Annotated in this window: 22 protein-coding genes and 2 pseudogenes; 14 read left to right on the top strand and 10 right to left on the bottom strand. The window is 61.6% G+C overall.

Annotation, left to right across the window (positions count from 1 at the left end):
* Positions 1-337: 337 nt before the first annotated feature.
* From A0J57_RS21375 to A0J57_RS21365, 3 genes are all read left to right on the top strand, one after another.
* Entirely contained in the window at positions 338-718 is a 381-nt protein-coding gene (locus tag A0J57_RS21375) for a single-stranded DNA-binding protein (protein ID WP_061939519.1), read from the top strand.
* A complete protein-coding gene (locus A0J57_RS21370; protein WP_061939517.1) occupies positions 719-1,048 on the top strand; it encodes a hypothetical protein in 330 nt (109 codons plus the stop codon).
* A 73-nt stretch (positions 1,049-1,121) separates the two neighbouring features.
* A complete protein-coding gene (locus A0J57_RS21365; protein WP_061939515.1) occupies positions 1,122-1,328 on the top strand; it encodes a hypothetical protein in 207 nt (68 codons plus the stop codon).
* Positions 1,329-1,392: 64 nt separating this feature from the next.
* Here A0J57_RS21365 and A0J57_RS21360 read toward each other — a convergent pair whose 3' ends face one another.
* Positions 1,393-1,929: a hypothetical protein gene (locus A0J57_RS21360; protein ID WP_061939513.1), complete on the bottom strand. Its 537-nt coding sequence runs from the start codon at positions 1,927-1,929 to the stop codon at positions 1,393-1,395.
* Positions 1,930-2,413: 484 nt separating this feature from the next.
* Here A0J57_RS21360 and A0J57_RS21355 point away from each other — a divergent pair, with 484 nt between their 5' ends.
* From A0J57_RS21355 to A0J57_RS21330, 6 genes are all read left to right on the top strand, one after another.
* Positions 2,414-3,424 (top strand): DUF2493 domain-containing protein, encoded by a 1,011-nt coding sequence (locus A0J57_RS21355; RefSeq protein WP_061939511.1) that lies wholly within the window; start codon positions 2,414-2,416, stop codon positions 3,422-3,424.
* 212 nt (positions 3,425-3,636) lie between these two features.
* The gene (locus A0J57_RS21350) at positions 3,637-4,215 is read left to right on the top strand and encodes a hypothetical protein (protein ID WP_061939509.1); all 579 of its coding nucleotides are present in this window, start codon (positions 3,637-3,639) and stop codon (positions 4,213-4,215) included.
* 61 nt (positions 4,216-4,276) lie between these two features.
* Positions 4,277-4,537 (top strand): CopG family ribbon-helix-helix protein, encoded by a 261-nt coding sequence (locus tag A0J57_RS21345; RefSeq protein ID WP_061939507.1) that lies wholly within the window; start codon positions 4,277-4,279, stop codon positions 4,535-4,537.
* Positions 4,534-4,833, top strand: a complete 300-nt coding sequence (locus A0J57_RS21340; RefSeq protein ID WP_061939505.1) for a type II toxin-antitoxin system RelE/ParE family toxin — start codon at positions 4,534-4,536, stop codon at positions 4,831-4,833. Before A0J57_RS21345 ends, A0J57_RS21340 begins: the two co-directional genes overlap by 4 nt.
* A gap of 576 nt (positions 4,834-5,409) precedes the next feature.
* Complete coding sequence (locus A0J57_RS21335) at positions 5,410-6,048, top strand: hypothetical protein (RefSeq protein WP_061939541.1); 639 nt, start codon at positions 5,410-5,412, stop codon at positions 6,046-6,048.
* A gap of 365 nt (positions 6,049-6,413) precedes the next feature.
* Positions 6,414-6,635 carry a hypothetical protein gene (locus tag A0J57_RS21330; RefSeq protein WP_061939503.1) on the top strand — a complete coding sequence of 74 codons (222 nt, stop codon included), beginning with the start codon at positions 6,414-6,416 and terminating at the stop codon, positions 6,633-6,635.
* Positions 6,636-6,747: 112 nt separating this feature from the next.
* Here A0J57_RS21330 and A0J57_RS21325 read toward each other — a convergent pair whose 3' ends face one another.
* A complete protein-coding gene (locus tag A0J57_RS21325; protein ID WP_061939539.1) occupies positions 6,748-6,966 on the bottom strand; it encodes a hypothetical protein in 219 nt (72 codons plus the stop codon).
* A gap of 882 nt (positions 6,967-7,848) precedes the next feature.
* Here A0J57_RS21325 and A0J57_RS21320 point away from each other — a divergent pair.
* The 4 genes from A0J57_RS21320 (at position 7,849) to A0J57_RS21305 (ending at position 14,069) form a co-directional block, all read left to right on the top strand.
* Complete coding sequence (locus A0J57_RS21320; RefSeq protein ID WP_061939501.1) at positions 7,849-8,139, top strand: hypothetical protein; 291 nt, start codon at positions 7,849-7,851, stop codon at positions 8,137-8,139.
* A complete protein-coding gene (locus A0J57_RS21315) occupies positions 8,129-10,423 on the top strand; it encodes a type IV secretion system DNA-binding domain-containing protein (RefSeq protein ID WP_061939499.1) in 2,295 nt (764 codons plus the stop codon). The genes A0J57_RS21320 and A0J57_RS21315 overlap by 11 nt, the downstream gene beginning before the upstream one ends.
* Before the next feature lie 3 nt (positions 10,424-10,426).
* Positions 10,427-13,459, top strand: coding sequence for a MobF family relaxase (gene mobF / locus A0J57_RS21310; protein WP_061939498.1), 3,033 nt, complete (start codon positions 10,427-10,429; stop codon positions 13,457-13,459).
* 277 nt (positions 13,460-13,736) lie between these two features.
* The gene (locus A0J57_RS21305; protein WP_061939495.1) at positions 13,737-14,069 is read left to right on the top strand and encodes a hypothetical protein; all 333 of its coding nucleotides are present in this window, start codon (positions 13,737-13,739) and stop codon (positions 14,067-14,069) included.
* Between the two features lie 121 nt (positions 14,070-14,190).
* Here A0J57_RS21305 and A0J57_RS25550 read toward each other — a convergent pair.
* From A0J57_RS25550 to A0J57_RS21295, 3 genes and pseudogenes are all read right to left on the bottom strand, one after another.
* Positions 14,191-14,310: pseudogene (locus tag A0J57_RS25550) on the bottom strand (HU family DNA-binding protein); the annotation flags it as partial.
* A 138-nt stretch (positions 14,311-14,448) separates the two neighbouring features.
* Positions 14,449-15,921, bottom strand: a complete 1,473-nt coding sequence (ltrA, locus tag A0J57_RS21300; protein WP_061939493.1) for a group II intron reverse transcriptase/maturase — start codon at positions 15,919-15,921, stop codon at positions 14,449-14,451.
* A 620-nt stretch (positions 15,922-16,541) separates the two neighbouring features.
* Positions 16,542-16,697: pseudogene (locus tag A0J57_RS21295) on the bottom strand (HU family DNA-binding protein); the annotation flags it as partial.
* A gap of 174 nt (positions 16,698-16,871) precedes the next feature.
* Here A0J57_RS21295 and A0J57_RS21290 point away from each other — a divergent pair.
* Positions 16,872-17,459 (top strand): hypothetical protein, encoded by a 588-nt coding sequence (locus tag A0J57_RS21290; protein WP_061939491.1) that lies wholly within the window; start codon positions 16,872-16,874, stop codon positions 17,457-17,459.
* Positions 17,460-17,468: 9 nt separating this feature from the next.
* On the opposite strand, the gene A0J57_RS21285 is transcribed toward A0J57_RS21290, so the two are convergent.
* From A0J57_RS21285 to A0J57_RS21265, 5 genes are all read right to left on the bottom strand, one after another.
* Positions 17,469-17,717, bottom strand: coding sequence for a DUF5818 domain-containing protein (locus A0J57_RS21285; protein ID WP_062733589.1), 249 nt, complete (start codon positions 17,715-17,717; stop codon positions 17,469-17,471).
* Between the two features lie 54 nt (positions 17,718-17,771).
* Positions 17,772-19,109 (bottom strand): anti-phage deoxyguanosine triphosphatase, encoded by a 1,338-nt coding sequence (locus A0J57_RS21280; protein ID WP_061939487.1) that lies wholly within the window; start codon positions 19,107-19,109, stop codon positions 17,772-17,774.
* A gap of 119 nt (positions 19,110-19,228) precedes the next feature.
* A complete protein-coding gene (locus tag A0J57_RS21275; RefSeq protein ID WP_061939485.1) occupies positions 19,229-19,525 on the bottom strand; it encodes a type II toxin-antitoxin system RelE/ParE family toxin in 297 nt (98 codons plus the stop codon).
* Positions 19,522-19,779, bottom strand: coding sequence for a type II toxin-antitoxin system ParD family antitoxin (locus A0J57_RS21270; protein WP_061939483.1), 258 nt, complete (start codon positions 19,777-19,779; stop codon positions 19,522-19,524). The genes A0J57_RS21275 and A0J57_RS21270 overlap by 4 nt, the downstream gene beginning before the upstream one ends.
* A 518-nt stretch (positions 19,780-20,297) precedes the next feature.
* The gene (locus A0J57_RS21265; protein WP_061939481.1) at positions 20,298-21,716 is read right to left on the bottom strand and encodes an ISNCY family transposase; all 1,419 of its coding nucleotides are present in this window, start codon (positions 21,714-21,716) and stop codon (positions 20,298-20,300) included.
* Positions 21,717-21,895: the final 179 nt, after the last annotated feature.

The raw sequence follows: 21,895 nt of genomic DNA, 5'->3' as shown, positions 1-21,895 counted from the left end.
GGGTTGTGCAACGAAGAGGCAGCGACTAACCGCATCGGCGCCTGGTCGCGGCCGTCCAAAATCCGGCCGTCTTCCTCATACCTCTCGTTCCCGTCAGTCCTGTCCCGATGGGCCATCCGGCCACCCGCTTGAAGGGATGAACACTACGCCCGTGCGGGGCCGGCGCAACCCGCGATCTTCCGGCCGTGTTGAGGCCTGACGGCCTCTGCCCGCACCACCCGGAAGATCGCAGGTTCCCCTGCGCTGACGCTTCGGTGCGCCAGCCCCTCATGCCCGGGCTTCGTCGTCTTTTCATCCCAGCGGGATCGGCCCGCTGGCGCAAAGGAAGGACAGCATCATGAACAAGGTTTTTCTCTCAGGCCGGATCACCTCGGACATCAGCCGCTTCGGCACCGACAGCAAGGGCGGCGTAAGCTTCTCCCTCGTCACCAGCAAGCCCGTCATCAAGGACGGCCAGGTCCAAAAAGGCGACAACGGCTACACCGAAACCTACGACGAATTCCACACCGTCAAAGCGTTCAACGGCCTAGGCAAGTCGGTCGCCAACCACAAGAAGAAGGGCGACAAGCTCATGGTCGTCGGCGAAATCCGCTACAGCCGCAACGAGCGGGACGGCCGTACCTTCTACAACACCGACATCGTCGCTGAGGAAATCGAGTTCTTCTGGCCCCGGACGGGCGGCCCTCGGGCCGCCCCCTCATCTTCACGGAGACGATAGATGTTTCAGCTTGCCAGCTTTGAAGAGATCGCCGGGGTCGCCCACCGGATCGAAATCCTCAACCCCCATCTGGTCGCCCGCATCCGCCGGGCTGCCGACCAGCTCAACCGTCATGAAATCGCCGCGCATCTCGCCGGCGCGATCACCGAGGCTGCGGACGCCGCCCATATCCGGTCGTTCGAGGAAGCCCAGTTCGGCGAAGCCAGCGCCGATGCGATCGTTGATTGTGAATATCATGACGAGCTCGCCGCCGCCTGGTCGCTGGTGGCCGCCGAACATCAGCTCGTCTGCCCCGATCTCCTCCTCTCCTACGACGGGTCGGTCCACTGACCCGTCACACGCCTCCCGGCGAGTCCACCCCTGGGCTCGCCGTTCCTGCATTGCCCGTGTTGAGGATCATGCCATGATCATCCTGTCCGCCCACGTCGAAGGTCCGGTCGTTATCGAAAACGTCTGTGACGAAGCCGCCAAGCTGTGCAATCGCCTCGGCATTGGCCTTGACCTCACCATAGGCGAACACAAACTGAGCGTTCGCGCCGGCAATCATCCTTACAATCTCAAGCGCGCCTATGAACGGGCGGAACGCGCCGCGGCCGCGCGGGAAGCATAGCAGCGTTTAGCCACGCGCCTGACCCCGCCAGCGACAGCATCGGGACGCGAAGCCATCGACTGGATCAGGCCGATGTGACGACAGGCGCCGCCCCGCGGGCCGGGACCGTTGACGGTCCCGGCCTCGCCGGTGGAGCGGCCGTTGCCGGCGCAGCGTTCGCCTTGTCGAGCGCGCCTGCGACCTTGATGGCGACCTCGTCGAGCGTCGCCATCAGGCGATTGAGCTGGGACAAGTCGCCGCTCAGTTCGGGGCCATAGCGGATCGAGAGATATTCTCGGCCTTCGCTTAGTTTGCCGAGATGGTCGAGCGTGCGTTGGCGCAGCCGCAGGGCGGATACCGCGGGGTTCGCTGTGCGCTTGCGCAGGTCATGCTGGTAGCCTCTGATCTCGGCTGGCTTCACGCCGCGCGCCAGCAGCAACGCGTTGAGGTAAAGCTCGATTGCCTGGATTGCCGTCATCCGCGCGGGCGCCCAGCTCGAAGGATTGCCGCGCTTGCCTCGGCCCATCAGATCATGTGCCACGCCGCGATACTCGTCGGCGAGCTGCCTGATATCGTTCGGTGTCGCGACTTCGCCTGGATAGGCTTTCGATTCCCCCTGCATCACCTCAGTCTATGATCGACGCTGAAAAGTTCCAACGATGTTCCGACGCAGAAATAGCCGTCTGCGCGTTCGGCGCATCCCGCCCCGCGCAGCGCGCCGGACGGGACCGGGGCTCTATTCGCTAAGCCGCCGCCGGCCTGTGGCCGACCCCGGCTAACCTCACGGAGCCGCGCGAGCGCGTCTCCGCCCATCCGGGTCACGATCCCCTTGCGGGATGGTGACGCAGGGTGAGGTTATACACCCCTATTCCTCTCTTGTGTCTGCCTAGTGTGGCATGCGGGGTTGGCGGTCCGTCAAGCATGAGCGGTCCCCCCAATTTTCAGCCCGATGCCGCTGGCGCGGCTCCGTCAGAAAATCGGCTCCCCCGCTCCCCGCGTGGCGGCGGCGACGGCAAGCCGGTCGCCGTGCCTGACCTCCCTGACCACCGCATGCCCTGAGGCAAGCCTCATCGAACGGATGAGACATCCAATCCTTGGAGGCTCAAATGACCAACAGTTTCTCGAACTTCGCCGATCTCGCCAGCCACATCGCCACCGAAACGGGTACGGACGAACGCAGTTCGCTCTACGCCGACGCCTTTCTCGAGCATGACGAGCGCGCGAAGCTCTCGCCGGTCGACGAGAGCGAGCAGCTCGAAATGCCAGATCCTGACCAAGCCCGCGCGGCAGTCGAGATGGTGATGGCGACGTTGTTCGACGTGTTCCGCGATACCCGTCTCGAACCCTTCGCGGGCGACCTCGCCTGGGGCTTCGTCAACAGCTTCCATGTCGTGGCGAAGCGCATCAACGACCGCGAAGACGATGCCGCCAAGGAACTCGGCGACCTCGCGCGCAGCTTCGATCCCAGCGAAATCTACGCTTCCCAGATCGAAGAAGCGCAGATGCTCTGCCAGACCCTTCAAGGGTGCCGCGACGCCATGGAATGCATGCGCGACCATGCGGCAGAGGTCTACCGTGTGGAGACCGGACGCCCCTACGCGCCGACGCGTGGCAGCCGGGTTTCGAAGGGCGTCACCGCATCGATGATCGAAGCCCGCGACTTCCTTGCAGCGCGTGGCCGGGAACGCCGCGAGCAGTTCAGTCCCGAAGGCCCCATCGTCGCCTTCTCGGGCGGCCAGCAGTGGGAAGATCATGACCTGCTCTGGAAGGGTCTGGACTCTATCAAAGCCCGAATTCCGGAGATGGTGCTCGCAACAACCGCGCAGGCGAAAGGCTGCGACGCCATCGCTCAGGCATGGGCGGCAGCGCGAGGCGTGAAGGTCATCATGTTCCGACTGGATCGAAGGTTGGGCGCCAAGGCCGCGTTCGTGCGCAACGATCGCCTGTTGGCCCTCAAGCCGGTTGAAGCCGTGGTCTGCGAAGGCAGCGGCATCCAGATGAACCTCGCACAGAAGCTGCGGCAGGCAGGTGTCCCTTTGCATGTCGTGAAGCTCGCCCATCAGACCGTCCGCCCGACGCCGCAGCGCATGGCCGCTCGGGTTCGCCAGGGGCGCTGACGCCTCGGTTCCGAGAGGCTCCGGCCAAGGCCGGGGCCTCTTGTCCCTCTCCTTGCTTGATCATGCGGCGCTCAGGGGCATCGAACCCCTTCGACGCCGCTTCGAGGCGGCACCCCGTCCGACGGTTTTGCTTCTGGTGGGCACCATGAACGGCTTTCCCAGAGCAAAGAGAAAAGGGGGCGCGGCAAAGCGGACCAACAAGGGAGGACAAGATGTCCATCAGATTCCGCATCGCTACCAATTCCGATGACGGCGCCTTTCGGCACGCCACGATCTCCGCGCGGCAGCTCGCGGCCTTTCGACAGTTGCTTCGAGAGCAAGGCGATCGTCTCGGAACCGTGCTGCTCGACCCGGAAAACGGGCAGCATAATTTCCTCTCCTACCAGTTCGATGCGTGCATCTGCCCCATCGCGCTCGCCACCATCTGCACTCTGTTCGACCATGATCCCGATGTGGTCGCGGTGATGGAAGAGGCCCAATTTCGGCAGCGCCGCGTGACCATCTATCCCGGCCTCCATTCGCGCGACATTCGGGTGCGCGTGTCCCTGACCTCCGACGCCGGGCTGGAACTCGATCTGGCTTCCACCGATGCCCACGCGCTGCTCGCAAGCCTTGGCCTTTCGCCCGATGATGTTGGTGAAATTGGCATCGAACCGATCAGGGAGCGGCTCGCCCATCCGGCGGTGCGTCGGCGCTGCCTGGAGACGGGTGTCGCCGCCAATGCCGAACGCCTGACGCACCTCCTTGTCCTTGCCGACATGGATGAAACGGCGCGCCTGGAATGGGCATAATCGCCCAAGAGATGACAAAGTGATGCGTTTGTGCTAGCTTGTGTACAACGGAGAAAACCGCATGACTGCAACCACGACGATGACGATCCGCGTAAGCGAAGAAACCCGCGCAAAACTTGACCGTCTTGCCAGTGGAATGCGACGGAGCCGGTCCTTTCTGGCGGCAGAAGCCCTGACCGCTTATGTCGAACGCGAACTCCAGATCATCGAGGGCATTCAGCGCGGCCTGGCTGACGTCGAAAACGGGCGAACCATTCCGCACGACGAAGCCATGGACCAGCTCGATGCCATGATCGAGGGTATGCGGTCGCCTAAGCAGTGAGGCGTGTCCAATGGTCGCTTGCCGCGCTGGAAGACTTTCGGCGGCAGATCGCCCATATTGCCGCCGATGATCCCGACGCTGCCGCCAAGGTCGCGCGGCGTATCCGTGAAACAGGCGCTGCGCTCGGTGATTTCGCAACCGGTCATCCAGGCCGCGTTGCCGGCACCTACGAGAAAAGCGTGACCGGCTATCGATATATTATCGCCTATGCCCTGACCAATGATCAGACCGTGGTCTCAATCCTTCATGTCATTCACGCCTCGCGCGACTGGCAGGACGAACGCTGGCCAGAATAGGGCGACCGAGCATAGTCGAGCAGCCGCGCATGTTGGCTATGAATCCCCGCTCGAGCGCGAACGCAGATCACCATGTCGATCTGTGATTTGTCACCGCTATCGCTATAGCTACGGAAGGCACTAGCGGGGGCGCAGATACCGGGTTGTGGCTAATGCGACCGTCATCGTCAGACCGGCTCGCGCGCATGTTGCACGGTCCCTGCGAACCCCGCGCCGAACCGCCTTGCCGGCGCTTCCACAGCTAAAGAGGATCTCTCACAGACTTCCATTATGCGGTGCTTTGCTGTTAACCCCGAACCCCGCAGGGTGTTCGGGGGCAAAGCAGCAGGCTCTCACATCTCGGCATCAGACGAGACTTCATCGCCAAAGCATGACGCTGGGTGTCGATCGGCCGTCAAGGATCAGCGGTCCCCCCAATTTTGCCGCCGCCTCGCTGCGCTCTGCAGCAACAAAATCGGCTCCCCCGCTGCCCGCTTCGCGGCGACTTCGTCGTCCCTGACCGCCTCAACACCGCGTCCCAGATGCCTTCATCCTCATCCGATGGAGATGGGGAGCACCTACGTAATGGAGGCTCACATGACCAATACAAAATCCCAAAGCGTTCGCATCGTCGCTTCACACGAACCGGGCTACTGGCCGGCGCAAGCTACCGGCTTCCGCCTTATTCGTCTCCTCGAAAAATATCTCGCCCTATCCCAGACCTGTGCACGCTCAATCGGCGTCGCCAGAACTTGCATCGAACGGGATTTCTTCAGGGCCGAATATGACCGGCTCTACCGCTTAAGCGGCCGTATCGCACACCAGGTCGCCCGCTCGAACGGCTATACAATCTTACGAGCGCTCGCCGTCGACAGCCCGGCATACCGCGTGGTCATACAACGCCAACACATCCTACTGTCCACGGATTCGCGCTTCGAGGACACACCGCAATTTATCGCTTTGGAGAAGTTCCGAGCGGACGCCGAGCGCCTCGCCGAGGCGGAGATGCGGGCCACCGCAGGCGCTACCTTTGAACTCTACGCCCGCCAGTTCAGTGAGCAATGTGCGCGCTACATCGACCGGCTTGATCCGAACCTCCAGCGCTATGCCGTCGTGATTGCGAATGACCACGGTTACGTCGAGGACGAAGAAGAGCGTTACGCCGACTTTGGTGCCGATCTATGCTCCCTCACCGGCATCGACGAACAATATTGCCACTGCGGACGTCACCCCTGACGGCAGCGGGGACCGGGCTTCGCGCTCGGTCCAATTCCTTCTTCAACGCGGACCTATTTCCTGCTCGCTCGCGTGTCGCACGGTCCCTTTGGACCGCGCGGCGCTACGCCTTGCCGGAGCTTCCACAGGAAAGGAAAATCTCTCACAGACTTCCTATTATGTCGTGCGGGCCGGCGCCGCGTGCAAGGATGAGCGGTGCCCCCAATTTTGCCGCGGCCTACGCTCCGCTTCGCTGCGCTCCACCCCCGACAAAATCGGCACCCCCACTCCCCGCTGCGCGGCGCGGGGCTGTGCCCCGCGTCCTTGACCCGACCCCGACCCGCACGACGCCCATGCCCTGTCATTCAAGACGACAGGAGGACGCCATGCAGATCACATCGACCTATGCGCTTGCCGATCACGCCGCCTTCACCGCCGCTGTTGCCAATGCGCAGCGCCGCGCGCTCCACAGCTTCTTCGACCAGCACGTTATAGAGGAAGAAGGCGCCTACATCACCATCGACGAAGGGGATTATGACGCCCTGCCGATGACGATCATCGACCGGGTGGTCCATACAGTGCCCAGCGCCATGACAGACGAATATTGAAGACAGGGGAGGGCCTCATGGCTCTCCCCCCAATTTTATGTTTCGAGATGTGGACAGACCGGGCATCGAGCCCGGCCTGTCCATGTGCTGCCTGCGACCGCGCCGATCGGTTTCACGCTGCCAGGCGCTTTTGAACCTCATCGATGCCCAGCGTCTTGATCCGGCTGAGAATGGTCGTCAGCTTCTTTGGCTCAGCCTTTAGCAATCCCGATTTTTCAACGGCGGCGATCGCCATCTGCCGCTCTTTTTCCTCCAGCGCTTTCAACCGCTCCTGGAGCCTTGTTTGCTCGGCTTCAATCGCCGCGCGTTCCTGTTCCACAGTCTTTGCCATGGGGTATTCCTTGTCCATGAGATAGGGCTCCGGACAAGCCTCTCTATATCCAACCTGAACGAGCAAAGGAAGCCATGCCGGCCTTGGTTGCGTGGCCCGGGATGAGCGGTCATCGGGGGGCATCTTTCTGGGTGAGGTCATGCCGGAGATGAGGGCATCGAACCCTCATCTCCGGGCCGCTGCCAGGGGCAGCGGCGGAGGGGCTGGATGATGATGAACAGGACCGTGGATGGGCATCGGCCCTTGGCGCTCTGCGACAAGTTTGGCGGCTCGGCGGATCGTTCCTCACCGCCGACCGGGGCTCTATTCGCCGGGCCGCAGACACCCCTTGGCAGGGCTGTCGCCTCCCCGAGCTCACGGCGCCGGGGCGATGCCCCGTCGCCGCCCGTTCGGGTCACGATCCCCTGCCGGCTCGACGCGGCCAGGGCCGCGTGGGATTTTCCGAACATTGGTCCTGCTCCGCCCACTTGCAGGCCAGTTTCAGGCCCGCCCCCAGGGCTCGAAGATCGCCTTCTCCACGCCGCATTTCTGGCCGCCCGATGGGCGGTCCAGTCCCCCGCCGGAACGGCTGACCCTCCCATGACATCACCGATCAAAGCGTCCCAAGGCACCAGATTCAAGCCCAAGGATTTAAGCACACCGAACGCACCGGCTGGTGCAAGAAGTCATTGAAAATAAACTATAAATCTCAAAATAATGGGTCGGACAGTGTCTGACAGTTTTGAAAGCCGTAGAAAACCACGCATTTCAGTGGTTTGAGCGTCAGACATTTGCGGACGGCATTTTCTGCAAATTGCTCAATGACTTGCCTCAGGCAAGCAAATCCGCTATGCCTTGCCCTGCCTTTTTAATCCCCACCAGCCACCATAATGGAGGCTGGACGTGACAGGCACATCCCCAAGACTTTCGGTTCGCATCGATCCGCGCCATTTGACGCTCATCGAGGATGTCGCGCGCAAGCAGAATGTGTCGCCCTCGCAGGTGGTGCGCTGGGCCATCGACGCCTATCTCGCCGGCGCCCATGACCATGGTTCCAGCCGTCGTCGTCTGGCCCGGTTGGCCGAGTTTCAGAACCTCGCCCTGGACGTCATCATCCTGGAACAATATCCCGAATTGTGGGAGCGGATGATCGCGGAAACCGACAAGCGCCTGGAGCAATATCATGGCGCATAAGGACATAAGGTCGAACGGCCAGAACATCCCGCTCACCCATCATTCGGCACGCGGCCGGGTGCAGCGCAATTCAGGCAATTTCACTCGCGGCAGCCAGCTTCTCACCCACGAGATGCTGATGTGGTTTTCCGGGGTCAGACTGCCCTTCATCATCTGGTTCTTCGTGTTCGTCGCGGCCTGGTTCGCCATCATGTCGATCCGGCTCGATGAGCATGGCTTCCAGCTCATCTGCATGAAGCTTTATTCAGCGCTCTGGAACTGGGTTGGTCTCGATCCCACGAAGCGGGTCAATGTCACCCTGCCCAATGGCGAGATGCTACGCACGATCATGCCGATGGTGCCGGCCATACCGGCGGTGAAGACCGCTTGGGCGATCGCCATGCGGGGTCTGCTCGGCTCCTTTTTCATCTCGCTGTTTATCGTCGCGCCGCTCTCGATCTGGTTCGTCGACCTGTCGCGCCGACGCGGGAAATCGATCCTTCAGGAGCGGCATGAACGCGGTGCCATGCTGGTCGATGTCGACCTGCTGCGTGGCGAGATCAATCAGCATAATCTGACGAAATATGAGGAGGACGTCGCAGCGCTGTGCCGGGGTCTGTCGCCGGGCCAAGTATTGCGACTTCCCTTTGCCGAGCGGAAGGGCAGGGGCATCCACCACCCCTATAGTCTCGCCGGTGTTCCCTATCCGCACCGGATGGAACAGTCGCACACCATGCTGATCGGCACCACTGGATCGGGCAAGACCACGGAGCTGCGCAGCCTCGTCTCGCAGATGCGGGCGCGCGCCGACAGCGCAGTGATTTTCGACCTGACCGGCGCCTATGTCGAGGCCTTCTATGAACCTGAGCGGGACACGATCCTCAACCCCATGGATGCGCGATGCCCGGCCTGGTCGATCTTCAACGACTGCGCCACCCATAGCGAATTTACCGCCGCCGCCGCCGCGCTGATCCCGTCCGACGGCGGCTCCTCCGAACCCTTCTGGGCACTGGCGGCACGGACCCTCTTCATTGAGATGTGCGTGCGCCTCATCGAGCGCGGCCAGGCCACCAATCTGGCCCTGGCCGAAAATCTGATGACCGCTGATCTGAAACGCGTCCATCGCTTCCTCACCAACACCATCGCCGATCCTCTCACCGCGCCGGAGGCGGCTCGCATGGCGGAGTCCATCCGCGCGGTTTTCAACACCAATGCGCAGGTGTTGCGCTTCTTGCCGGAAGAGGGGGAAGCCTTCTCGATCCGGCAATGGATGACCCAGGAAAAGCGTCCGGGCTCGATCCTGTTCATCACCTCCAACTATGTCGATCTGCCGATGAACAAGGCGCTGCTGACGCTGTGGATGGACCTTGCCATCAACACGCTCATGACCATGCCACGCACGCGCAATTTACGCACTTGGTTCATGTTCGATGAGCTGGGCGCGCTGCACCGGTTGCCCGCGATCGAAAACGGGCTTCAGACCGCCCGCGCCTTTGGCGGAGCAATGATCCTCGGCATCCACAGTTTCGAGAAATTGGTCGAAGTGTATGGCGAGCAGGGCGCCCGTAATCTGGCATCTCTGGCGCGCACCAAGTTGATCCTCGCCACGGCGGATCTCGACACGGCCGAGCAGTGCGCGCGCTATATCGGCAATCGAGAAGTACGGCAGATGGATGAGGCCTATAGCTACGGCTACAACCAGACGCGCGATGCCTCCACCCTGACACCGCGCAAGCAGGTCGAGCCGCTCGTCATCGCCGACGACATCACCAACCTGCCGTCCATGCACGGCTTTGTGAAATTCCCCGACGGATTTCCCGCGGCCCGGATTCTCCTCCAGTGGAAGGACTATCCGCAGGTGGCGCAAGGGTTCGTCCGCTGTGCCCATGTGAACCCGGTTCGCTCGAAGCGAACCGACGCCCTGTTCGCGGAAGAGGGGGGTGAGGCAGGCGGCCGGGATGGCGCGGCGCAGATTGTCGAGGAGGTGCCCGATCCCGAAGTCAATCTTGCCAAGGAGATGGCCGCCCGCATCCTGTTCGGAGAGAGAAATGAAGAGCATGAAGCAGCCCGGCGGGCTGCCGATCGCGACCAGCCCGAACCTAGCAGAGTGGCCCCTCGTCATGCGGCGGACCGGGCGCTCGCAGACCGCGCCGATCCGGCAACGGGTCAGCCCGTCGGACGGGCAGGGCAGGGGAGCAGTCAGCCATCCCCGCGCGCGCCGGCGGAGGATCAGTCGCTCATTGAGATGCGGCAGGATTTTTCGGGCGGCAAGGATCTTGGCGACAGCGCGGATTGGGGGATATGATCCATGCTGTCGATCGCCTCTGTCCGCTCCGCATCGGGCGCCGCCAACTATTTCGCGCAGGACAATTATTACACCGTCGAGGGCTCGTCGGAACTCAGCCTCTGGGAAGGGGAGGGCGCCCGCGACCTGGGCCTGGCGGGCGAGGTTGGCAAGGATGCGTTCGAGGCAATCCTCAAGGGAGAATTGCCCTCGGGCGAACAGGTCGGGCAGGTCGAGAACCGACGCGCCGGCTATGACCTCACCTTCTCCATGCCCAAGTCCGCCTCGGTCATGGCCTATGTCGCGGGCGACCGCCGCATTCTCGCCGCCAATATGTCCGCGGTGAAGGCGACCATGGCCTGGGTCGAGAAGAATTTGGCGGAAGGCCGCAAGGACCAGGAGGGGCGCAAGGTTCCGATCCCGACCGGCAATCTCGTCTATGCCCTGTTCGAGCATGATACCAGCCGGGCGCTTGATCCGCAGGGGCATATCCACGCCGTCATCGCGAACCTCACCAAGATGCTGGATGGCAAATGGCAGGCGCTCCATGCCGACAGGATCTGGAGCAACAACAGCGTGATCGGCGCCATCTATCATGCCTATCTGCGCGGCGAGATCGAGAAGCTCGGCTATGGCGTCGACCTGAAGGGAAAGCACGGCACCTTCGAGATTACCGGTGTCCCGCAACCGGTGATCGACGCGTACAGCCAGCGGCGGCAGGACATATTGGAGAAGGCGACGGAACTGGGCCTTAAATCTCCCGAGGCGCTGCGCGAAATTACCACGCGCACCCGTGATCCCAAGCTCAACGTCGAGGATCGCGCGGCCCTGCTTCAGGGCTGGAAGGACAAGGGTGAAGGCCTTGGCTTTACCGGGCAGGAATTGCGGGAGGCAGCGATCCTGCGGAGCGCGGGCCACGAAGCAGCCGGGCGTCTGGAAACCGGCTATCGCGCCATCCGCGACGCGGTTGCCGGAGCATGGCATGCGGTGGGCGCCGTGTTGTCCCATGATGATCCGCTGGTCGATCGCCGGATCGCCCGCATCGTGCAAAGCCCCGCGGCGGGCCGCGCGCAGCTGGCGGTCGCCTCGGCGGTGCGGATCCATGGCGAGCGGGAAGCCGCGTTCGAACAGCATAAGCTTGCCAAGACCGCGCTCGACCTCGGGTTGAAGGGCGTGACCATCGAGCATGTCGAACGGCGGATCGGGCAGCTCGTCGACAAGGGACTGTTGCTCCGCGGGGTGGAGCGCGCCGCCCCTATGTTAACCACGAGGGAGGCGCTCGCGACCGAAGAGAATATCCTGGCCCTGGTGGAGGCGAGCAAGGGGCAGGCAGCGCCCATGCTCGATCCTGCCGAGGCGCCGCAGCGCCTGCAGCAGGCAAGCAGTCATCCGCTCAACCCTGGTCAGCTGGGCTCCGCCACGCTGATCGTCAGTTCCTCCGATCGGACGATCTCGATCCAGGGCGTCGCGGGCGCCGGCAAATCAACGATGCTCTCGGCGGTCGCACGGGTTGCGGAAGGGGAGGGGCGCAAGATTCTCGGCCTCGCCGTTCAGAACAAGATGGTCGCCGACATGAAGGAAGGCGCAGGCATCGAGGCACAGACGATCGCCTCCTTTGTTCTCGCCCATGAACGCTTCGTGGCGCGGCGCGAGGGTCCTGCCTATGAGGTGGCCCGCGAGCGTATGGAGGGCGCCATGCTGGTGGTGGACGAGACCTCGATGGTGTCGTCCCGCGACATGCTGAGCCTACACCAGATTGTCGCGGCGCTGGGGATCGAGCAGTTGGTTCTGGTCGGTGATCGCCAGCAACTCTCTTCGATCGATGCCGGCAAGGCCTTCGCCATGATCCAGGCAGGCGGCGGCACGATGGCGCGCATGGACCAGAATATCCGCCAGCGCACCGACGAACTGCGCGCCGTCGCGGCGCTGGCCAATCTCGGCAAGGCCAGCCAGGCCATGAAAGTGCTGGGCGACAAGGTGGTTGAGAGCGCTGCCCCAGCGGACGAAGCCGCCGATCGCTGGCTGTCTTTGTCGCCACAGGAGCGCGCCGCGACGGCAGTGTTCGCCTCGGGACGCGAAACCCGGCAGGCGATCAATGAGTGCATCCAGGCGGGCCTTTCCGCAGAGGGCACCCTCAAGGGCGAGGGCATCCACCTTACCATCTTCGAGCGCGTCAACATGACTCGCGAAGAATTGCGCTATGCCGCCAATTACCGTGCCGGACAGGTGCTGGAGGTTGGGCGGGGCGGCGCGAACGATGTCGGGCTCAAGGCCGGACGCTATGATGTCCTCAAGGTTCATGCCAATGGCCGGGTCGATCTCACCGATGGCCGCCGCAAGATCCGGTTCGATCCCGCCCGGCTGTCCCCCACCGAGCAGCGCGACCGGTTGCAACTTTCCGAAAAGAAGGGCCTGCATCTCCGAGAAGGCGACACGATCCGCTGGACGGCGAAGGACAAGCCGCGAGAACTGTGGAACGCCGCCATCGCGCGCGTTGTCCGCGTCGACGCCACCGGCGTTACCGTCAATCTCGGGCAGGACAAACAGCTGACCCTGGCGGTGGGCGATCCGATGCTCTCGCGCCTTGACCTTGCCTATAGCCTCAACATGCACATGGCCCAGGGGATCACGACCGACAAGGCGATCACGGTCATGGCGAGCCATGAGCGCAACCTCTCGAACCAGCGCCTGTTCAATGTGGGGGTCACGCGCGTGCGTGACGAACTGACCATGATCGTCGACGACAAGGAAAAGCTGGCGCGCCAGCTCGACCATAATCCGGGAAACAAGACCTCCGCGCTGGAGACCCTGGGGCGGCTTGCAATTGACGGACCCCAGGCGCGAGGCCCTGCCAAGTTCGACCCTGGTCCGGTTGAAGGGGTGACCACGGGCGCTGGTTCCCATCCCGCGGACTTCCCCGCCGATCTTCCGCCGCTGCCGGACAATTGCGGCAAGCCAGTCGACCCCAGAGACGGGCATGGTCCGCCAGCACAAGGCCAGGATCGCGCCGACCTCCTGCCGCCGCTGCCCGAGCGCGGCCTGGGCCTAGATTTGTGACCTTGATTCTCACGAAGGAGCATCGTCATGAAATATGCATTTCCCGCGCTCGCTGTCCTTTCCCTCGCGACCTCCCCGCTCGCTGCGCAAAAGCTGGGCAAGGGTGGCACGTCGATGAGACATCCAGCCTCCCGCAATGCGCGCAGCCTTTGGGTACGGTGGCGCTCGTGGAAGACAAGGTGCCGGCGCTCGATGATCAACTGCCGCCGGGTATGCGCGAAAGAACAGGTCGGAAGTCGCCCAGCTCATCGGCGCAGAGCATGATCGGCCCGAAACCATGGAGGAGACGCTCGAGCGCATCCTCATTCTTGAGCATGGCGCGAACCAATATGCGCGCGTCATCGCTGACGAGCTCGATGCACCGGAATTGAGGAGCGTCATCGACAGAGCCGAAGAGCCGGCGTTACGCTACGTGGTGGATATGTGCCTGGAAGGGCGCAAGGCAGTGGTGAAAACCGAGCTGGAGTTCGTCAATCGCTACCTTAATGCCCCGGGTCACATTTCCGTGCCGGGCGATCCGGGCGGGATTTTTGATCGAACGAAATTCGAGCTTGGGGAGATCGACTGGGCTCTGGTCGATGCCATGATGCTGGAGTGGCACTTCTTCTGATCAGTGCGATCGACGTCTGGCCTTGAGTGACCCATGTGTCACTTTACCTGCGTTGAAAAAGTGACATGCAATTTTGTGATGGGAAGGGCCGTTGAACCGTCGTTCGGCGGCCCTTCACGGCTTACCCGTTCACTTGGTCCTTGAGCGCCTTGCCAGGCGTGAAGGTCAGCTTCTTCGACGCAGCGATCTGGATCGTCGCACCGGTCGAAGGATTGCGGCCTTCGCGGGCCGGGCTGTCCTGTCGGGTAGGAGCGACCCGTTACCGGACCGCTCCCCCCTTAGAACTGCACGTGCAAGTTTCCCTGCATGCAGCTCAAGCCTCCACGAAGCCCTGTGTGACCAGAGCCACCAGTCCCCTCGATCAAGGGGCGGATGCGGGTCATCCGAGGTCTGCCGGTAGATCCGTGGGTCGGCTGCGCCTTGCGGCGAAGTAACCGTCCCAGACCGGATCAAACGGATTGGCAGCAGCCCGGATTTTGCAATGGCGACGGATGGGAACGTCGGCTGCATTCAGCAACCGTGTGAACGTGACGTTTCCTCCGTCGTCCTTCACGCCTGCGCGGAACACCCAGTCGCGCGTGCCTTCCCGAATGAAGTAACGCCCCTTCACCCAACGACGCGGTTTGTTCGGGTGCCTACGACAGGCCCACTGCCAGAGACACTTCCAGATGAGGTGATCGACCTTTCGGAAGGTTTCCTTCGCCACCTGGTTGTGATGATAATTGGTCCAACCCCGTATGACAGGGTTGAGTCGCCATATCAGATGCTCCTGCCTTATGCTGGCGGCGGATTTGATAATCGTTCGGATTTTGCGCATGAACGCCGCCACGTTCTTCTTGGCGGGTTTGATGTGGGTGTGCCCATCATATCTGCGCACGTTCCAGCCGAGGAAGTCGAAGCCTTCCTCGACCCGCACGAGGCGAGTCTTTTCTTCAGACAGGGATAGACCCCGTGCAGATAGAAATTCCTCTACCAAAGTCCTTGCCTCCTCCAGCACTTCTCTCGATGCACCAGTAATGACAAAGTCATCGGCGTAACGTATCATATTGACCTTGGTGCGTATGTTTCGATGTTTGGGGCCGTAATGAGCCTTTAACATCGTTTCCATTCCGTCCAAGGCCATGTTGGCAAGTGTTGGCGAGATTATTCCGCCTTGCGGAGTTCCCGCTCGAGTTGCGTGCCATTCGCCGTCCTGCATATAACCGGAGTCCAGCCACTTCCGGAGCACCGCCCTGTCCATGGAGATGTTGGCGGTGAGCCAGTCCTTGCTGATTTCGTCGAAGCAGCCAGCAATGTCAGCGTCCAGAACCCATCCCGCCGTCCCCCGTCCCCGCAGTGCAATGAAGCACTGGCGAGCCGCATCACGCGCGGCGCGAAAGGGACGGAAGCCGTATGAGTTAGGGTCTGCCGTGGTTTCCGCGACAGGCAGTAGCGCAAGCAGGTGAAGTGCCTGCATGGCCCTGTCTTTCATCGTCGGAATACCAAGCGGACGCAGCTTTTTGCTATTTGCCTTCGGGATATACACCCGCCTCAGCGGTAGTGGCCGATAGCCCCGCCGTCTGAGCGACAATACTCCTCTGACGCATTTGCCCGGCGTGTCCCAGATGATCCGGTCGACTCCGGGCGTCCTCTTACCTCGATTTTCGGTAACTCGTTTTACGGCAAGAGCCTTGCCGCTGAACGAATGGGTCAGCAGCCGCTGTAAGGCTTGCACCTTACCCCAGCGACCTTCCCGAACTGCCTTCGCGATACGCATTTGCAGCCGTCGCACGGTTCGACGCACCGAGGACCAGTCAATCTGGCTCCAGTCCGCCGTTTCGCGGGAGGCCGCACCAGTCGCTATGACCGTCATTTGCCTGTCCTCCTTTGAGGGTTCTGCATATTTTCTCGCGATGAGAGACCCGTCGGAAGTCTGCTCCTTTTCAGGCGGGGTGATGTTGGCAAGCCGCAACCCCTGTCCAGACCATTACAGCCCGGCCTTCGCTTTCTCCGACATCCTTTACCCGCACCACCGACAGCTTTCCTTGCGGTTGGCCTGCCCACTGCCGGGCGGAGATACGGGCTTACCGTGTTTCATCTAAATAACGGGGGTGGGTTAGACCCTGCCTATTCGCCGGCGGTCTATCTTGTCCGTGTGTCTCCAAAGTAAAGAGAGACATCCGACCGCGCACCTTTTGGTTCAAGCCTATCAGCATCTTTGGCTTGTCAAATTTCACGACGTTTATCAGCAGTTCACTTCAATTAGTCATACCACCCAGCCTAGCGCCCCATCCGCTCTGATGCTTGCAGAAGATACCGCCACCTCACGGCATCGGCACGGCCCGAAGGCCCGGCTACATTGTCCCAGCAGCTTCATACCGGACCGTTACCAGTCCCGCATGTGCCGGTAGGCTACTGATGACGGAACATCAGGTTTGATCCATGAGATTATTCATGCGCAAACAATTATTTAGACGACTTTCACGTCGCACTCACCTTGAACTTGCCGAAGCCGTTCAGCGACACCTCCTGCCCCTTGGCAGCCGCATTGGCGATCGAGCTGAAAACGGCGTCGACATATTTGCGGGCATCGGCCTTGGTGAGGCCCTGGTCGGCAGCCAGGGCTTCGGCGAGATCGGTGTTGTTCATTGGGCATTCTCCCGTTGATGATGCGCAAGGGCATAAGCTGGAAGATGGCCGACCGGAAGAGGGGAATTGCCCCAGAACACGGGGCGTAGCCGGGCAAAGTGACACATGGGTTTTATCTGGCACCGGCGCAGAAAAGGGGATTCACAGCGACTCATCATCTGCTAGATTCCTGATATGTTCTATCAGGCCGACCGTTTCGAGCAACCTCTGCCGTCTGCGAAGAAGCCTGTACGGCCGACGCTCGCGCCAGCGAGCGCAACGCAGCCGGAACTGGTCGATCGTATTGCGGCCGTCACGCGCCGACCGCGCTATGCGCTGCTGGTACTGGAACTCATCGCACGAGAAGCCGGACCCAATGGAAGCCTCGGGCCTTATGTGAGGACCGAGGAGGGGAGGGTGCCTGTTCGCGATTGGCTCTGCCAGGCCTTGGCTCCGCTGGCGAAACGCGATTGCCGGCGCATCGCCATGGTGGAAGCCGTGCGGGGAGAGGTGCTAGGCATGGCGCAGGATGGCGCTGATCCAGCCGAGCTGGAGCGCGCATGTGAGGCGCAGATTCAGGAGCGCATCATCCGTTCCGGTCGAACCAGTGTGAGCCGGGCGGTTTCGGATCTGGTGAAGGCCGGCCTGCTGCGGCGGCATTATCAGGGCTACCGCGTCGATCATCCCAATCGCGGTGCGCAGCGAGAAGCGGTCTACACGATCACCGCCGAGGTTAGGCGGACGCTTCGGCGACACCGAGCGATACCGCTACATGGCGGGTGAGGAAAGGGTTCATTGAAACGGCCCGTTCGCTTCAATCCAGTTGACCGCGATCGCTTCCGCGCCCGTCCTGATGCCTTCGACCACCACGTTCGATTGAAGAAGATGAACGACATTTTTAAGAAGGCCGACCTCCCAAAGCGCACCATTGCGCGCTTGGACATAGGGATTGACCGCACCTGCGACGAGGACGCCTTCGAGGCGGAAATATGAACCGATATTCATGTGGCGCAGGTAGCCTGCCTCCTGTGACATCGCCATGACGCATCCCCGGCGCGTGCAAATAAGCGGACGGAGCGAGGCACACCGCTCCTGTCAGAGACGGTCGAACACCGAACCCAAGCGTGGGGAAAACAACCGCTCATATGTTTTGAGCAGATGCGTGTCGGTCATCGCTGCAACATAATCGCAGATGATGCGCAGGTCGCCGCCCGCTGCCTCAAACTTCAAAAGCTCTTCGCGGGGGAGAAGCCGGACCGGGTCGGCCTGCATGGCTTCAAAAACGGCGATGACCATCCCCTGACCCTTGAACTCCAGATGCTGGACCCCGGGGCTGGTGATGACTTCCCGCACGACGAAATTTTGCAGGACGTCGAGGAACTGACGCTCGCCTTCCCGTACCCGGACGCGGTAACGCAGCAATGGCTCGGCAAAGGCGTCCAGTTCGACATATTCCACGGCGGTGAGAAAATGGTGGACCAGCCGTCCGATGAAGCGCTTGCGCGAGGCAGCGCCGCCGAATAAACCGTCTATCATCTGCGAGAAGACGTCATTGGCGCTCTCGCCCGGATATTTTTCCTTGAGGGCGTCGAGAAAAGTCGGGCAGCGATCCTGCAGCGCGGCGGCAAAACGCTCCCGCGTGACGAGGTCAAGGGCGATCGCATCTTCCAGATCATGGACGCCATAAGCGATGTCGTCGGCCGTATCCATGATGGAGCAATCGAGCGATTTGTGGATGGACCGACCATGCTTGCCGGGCTGGGGCGCGAACGTCTGGAATGTTTCGCGATCCTCATTGTCCAGCGGCGCAAGAATCCAGTCGACAACGTCCTGCTCGCTATCATGATAGCACTTGGGGGGCTTGCACGCCTTGCCGTCGAGTATCTTGATGGTGGTCGGGCCGGTGACGAGGGCAGGGATGATCGCCGGATTGCTCACTCGGCTGAAGGCGACGGGATATTTCAGGATGCCGAGCATGGTCCGGCGCGTCAGGTTCGCCCCGGCATGGGAGGAGAAATGCTCCAGTCGGCCCAATATTCTCAACGTCTGGCCATTCCCCTCGAACCCGCCTGCATCGCGCATGCAATAGTTGAGCGCGATCTCACCGCCATGGCCGAAGGGAGGATGGCCGAAATCATGGGTGCAACCGATCGAATGGATGGTCCCGCGGTCGGGCAGGAGCGAGGCGGCGGGGTGATCGGGGATGCTCTTGCCGAGTTGGCGGGCTATTCCGCCTGCAATCTGCGCGACTTCTAGCGAGTGGGTCAGGCGCGTCCGGTAGAAGTCGCTGTCGCCGAGATTCAAAATCTGCGTCTTGCCTTGCAGTCGGCGGAACGCGGCCGAGTGGATGACGCGAGAGTAATAGACATCCCCGTCATCGCGGGCATCTTCACTCTGTGGATTCCAGCCCTCGCGGCGCGCTGACCAGCTCATGGGCGGCGGCAGGCCATGCCTGCTGCGGCGCTGGTGATGGTCGTCATCGGTGGGCTCATGATGTGGTCCAGGTCCAAAGACAGTTGGTAAAAAGAGAGGGGCATTGAAGCAGTTAATAGTCAGTCTGGAAAAAGCATCGCTCCGTAATCCTGAGCGCCATGCAGGATGTGAACAATGACGACCTTGTCCGCTTCCACGCGATAGAAGATCAGATAATTTCCATGCCCGCGGCGCCGCACGCCCAGTCCTTCGAAGCGTGGCACGAGCGGGAAACGTTCAGGATGATTCGACAGGTCCAGGCATTTCTCGCGCAGCTCGCGCAAAAAGCTTATCGCCCGGGCGGGGTTGTCCTGCGCAATATAATCACCGATCGTCTCAAGGTCATGCTCGGCCTCGGCCGAAAGGTGGACGATCATTGAGAGCCGGTATCCATGGCGCGATATTTGTCTTCAAGGCGATCAAACACCGCTTCTGCGGGAGTTGTGTTCCCTGTATCAGCGTCGGCGAGCCCGCGCGCGATCGAAGCATCGAGCGCTGCAAGGCGGGTTTCTCGGTCCTGAATCATGCGCACTCCCTCGCGGAGCACCTCACTTTTCGAATTGTATCGACCGTTCGCGACCAAGCTGGTCACGAACGTTTCAAGCTGCTGTCCAAGATCCGCGCTGATCATCCAAATACCTCCTGACCCGAGGATAGCATCTTATCAACAGTTGATAAAGCGATCTTCGACAGCTTCGGTAGCTGTGCCTACCTCTGGCATTTCTCACAGCGCCGAAAAAATACCGTCATCCGAGGTAATTACCGCACCGCTGGAAAACGGAGCTTGCCATTCAAGGATGGATCCGCAGCATGCTACCGAAATGCCGTAGCTGACCGCAACCGAGCGATTTTCCTGTTCGGATCGAGGAAATGGCTGGGGGATGTGATACCGCCCAAACAGGGGTTCGGCGAACGCAGTGTAAATCGCAAAGGCTAAGAAGCCATATAACATGTTGACAACGCGTACATAAAATGTTCCTGCTACTTAGAGAAGTCACAATCTCTGCCAAATAGAAATGACACTCTTTCGATCAGCAGGGGCTGCGTGGAGCCCTCGRGATAGCGCAGCGCAGACCCTGCTGGWRGCGYGACWKWGRTGGGGAAGGGCATGGACCCGCTGCGCASGCAGCGGGCYCGGTCAGCGCGGCCTTAGCGCGCTTTCACGAACTCGAGCGTGCCGCGCGCCCGTAACTCCGCCTGGCTGAGMCGGGGRCCGCGTTTGAGCTTGGCCCCGCCCAACCGGCGCCCATCGATCTTCGCCGGCACCTCCGGTTCCGGGAACAGATGTGTGGGCTGGTCACGACGGGCAGGAGCATTGTTGTTGCGCTGCCGGTGATGCGGGGCGATCGCCTGGATCTGCTTCGCCAGCAGCAAGGCCGCGTCGAGATGGCGGTTCTCCACGATCGCCGGCTGCTTCACCTGCCGCATCTTGTCGAACTGGCGATAGGGCAACACATGGCCTTCATGCTGGATCTCCAGCCGGCCATCAGGATATTCGCACACCATCACTCGCTTGCGCACCAGCTCCCTGGCGATCTCGGTCGGTTCCAGGATGAACATCGCCTTGTTGTAATGGAGTGTCAGCGCCGCCGTGACTGTCCGTTGTTCGCGCCACACCATGATCGCGCGCAGATCGTCATGGAGGGCGAGCGGACGGTGGAGATCGCGACTATCGAAAGCGGGACGAGCGAAGCGGGCATTGTGGCGGACCATATAGCCCGGCAGAAAGGCGTTCGCTTCTTCGATCGAAGATATGCCCTCCAGCCGCATCGCCTTGACCAGCCGATCCTGCAACGTGCCGTTGGCCCGCTCGACCCGGCCCTTGGCCTGCGGCGAGTTGGCGCAGATGATCTCGATGTTCAGCGCGTCCAGCGCGCGGCCGAAATGAGTCATGCCATCCCCGCGCGCCGCGCTGGCGCGGGAATTACGGAAGACGCTGTGCTGATCGGAGTAGAAGGCCACCGGCTTGCCATGCCGCTCGATATATTCGCGCGTCGCTTCCATGTAGGAAAAGGTGCTCTCACTCTCGACCATCTGAAGATGCATCAGTTCACTGGTCGCGTCGTCAATATAGACGAGCAGGGTGCATTGCGGACCACGATCTTCGAACCACCAATGCTTCGAGCCATCGATCTGGACCAGTTCGCCGCGGCAGTCCCGGCGGTAGCGCGGCTGATAGGGGCGCGGACGACGCGCCGCACGGTCCTTCCACAAACCAGCCTCGATCATCAGCTTGCGCAGCGTCTCACGGGAAATATGCACATCATGCCGCTCCGCCAGATACTCGGCAGCCAGCGTCGGCCCAAAATCATGGTAATGCTCCCGAACCAACGCAATCGCATGATCGCGAATTCCGTCGCCGAGCCAGCGGTTGCTACGGCGTCCACGACGTCGGGAAACCAGGCCCGACGCACCGTCCGCGCGCATCCGTATCAGCAATCGATAAACCTGCCGACGCGACAAACCGAGCAGCGTTGCTGCATCCTCGGCCCGCAACTCCCGGCGTTCAACACGTAGCAGAGTATCAAAGCGTGTAAGCTCGCCATGGCTCATGGACACCACCATCATCCGCGCACTCCCTGCATCCAGGGAGCACCATGCCACCAGTGACATCTCTATTTTGCAGAGGGTGACATTTCTAWMYGGCGCTGGCGGTTTCCATTTGAAGCGCGACACCCGAGGTGATGCGTAGCATTTCATCCGGGGTGGGGCGAGCCCCACCCCGGATGGCAAAATTTATCCGGCCT

Source organism: Sphingobium sp. 22B (assembly GCF_001580035.1).
GTDB classification, from domain to species: Bacteria; Pseudomonadota; Alphaproteobacteria; order Sphingomonadales; family Sphingomonadaceae; genus Sphingobium; species Sphingobium fuliginis.
This window is presented reverse-complemented; position numbering and strand designations above follow the sequence as displayed.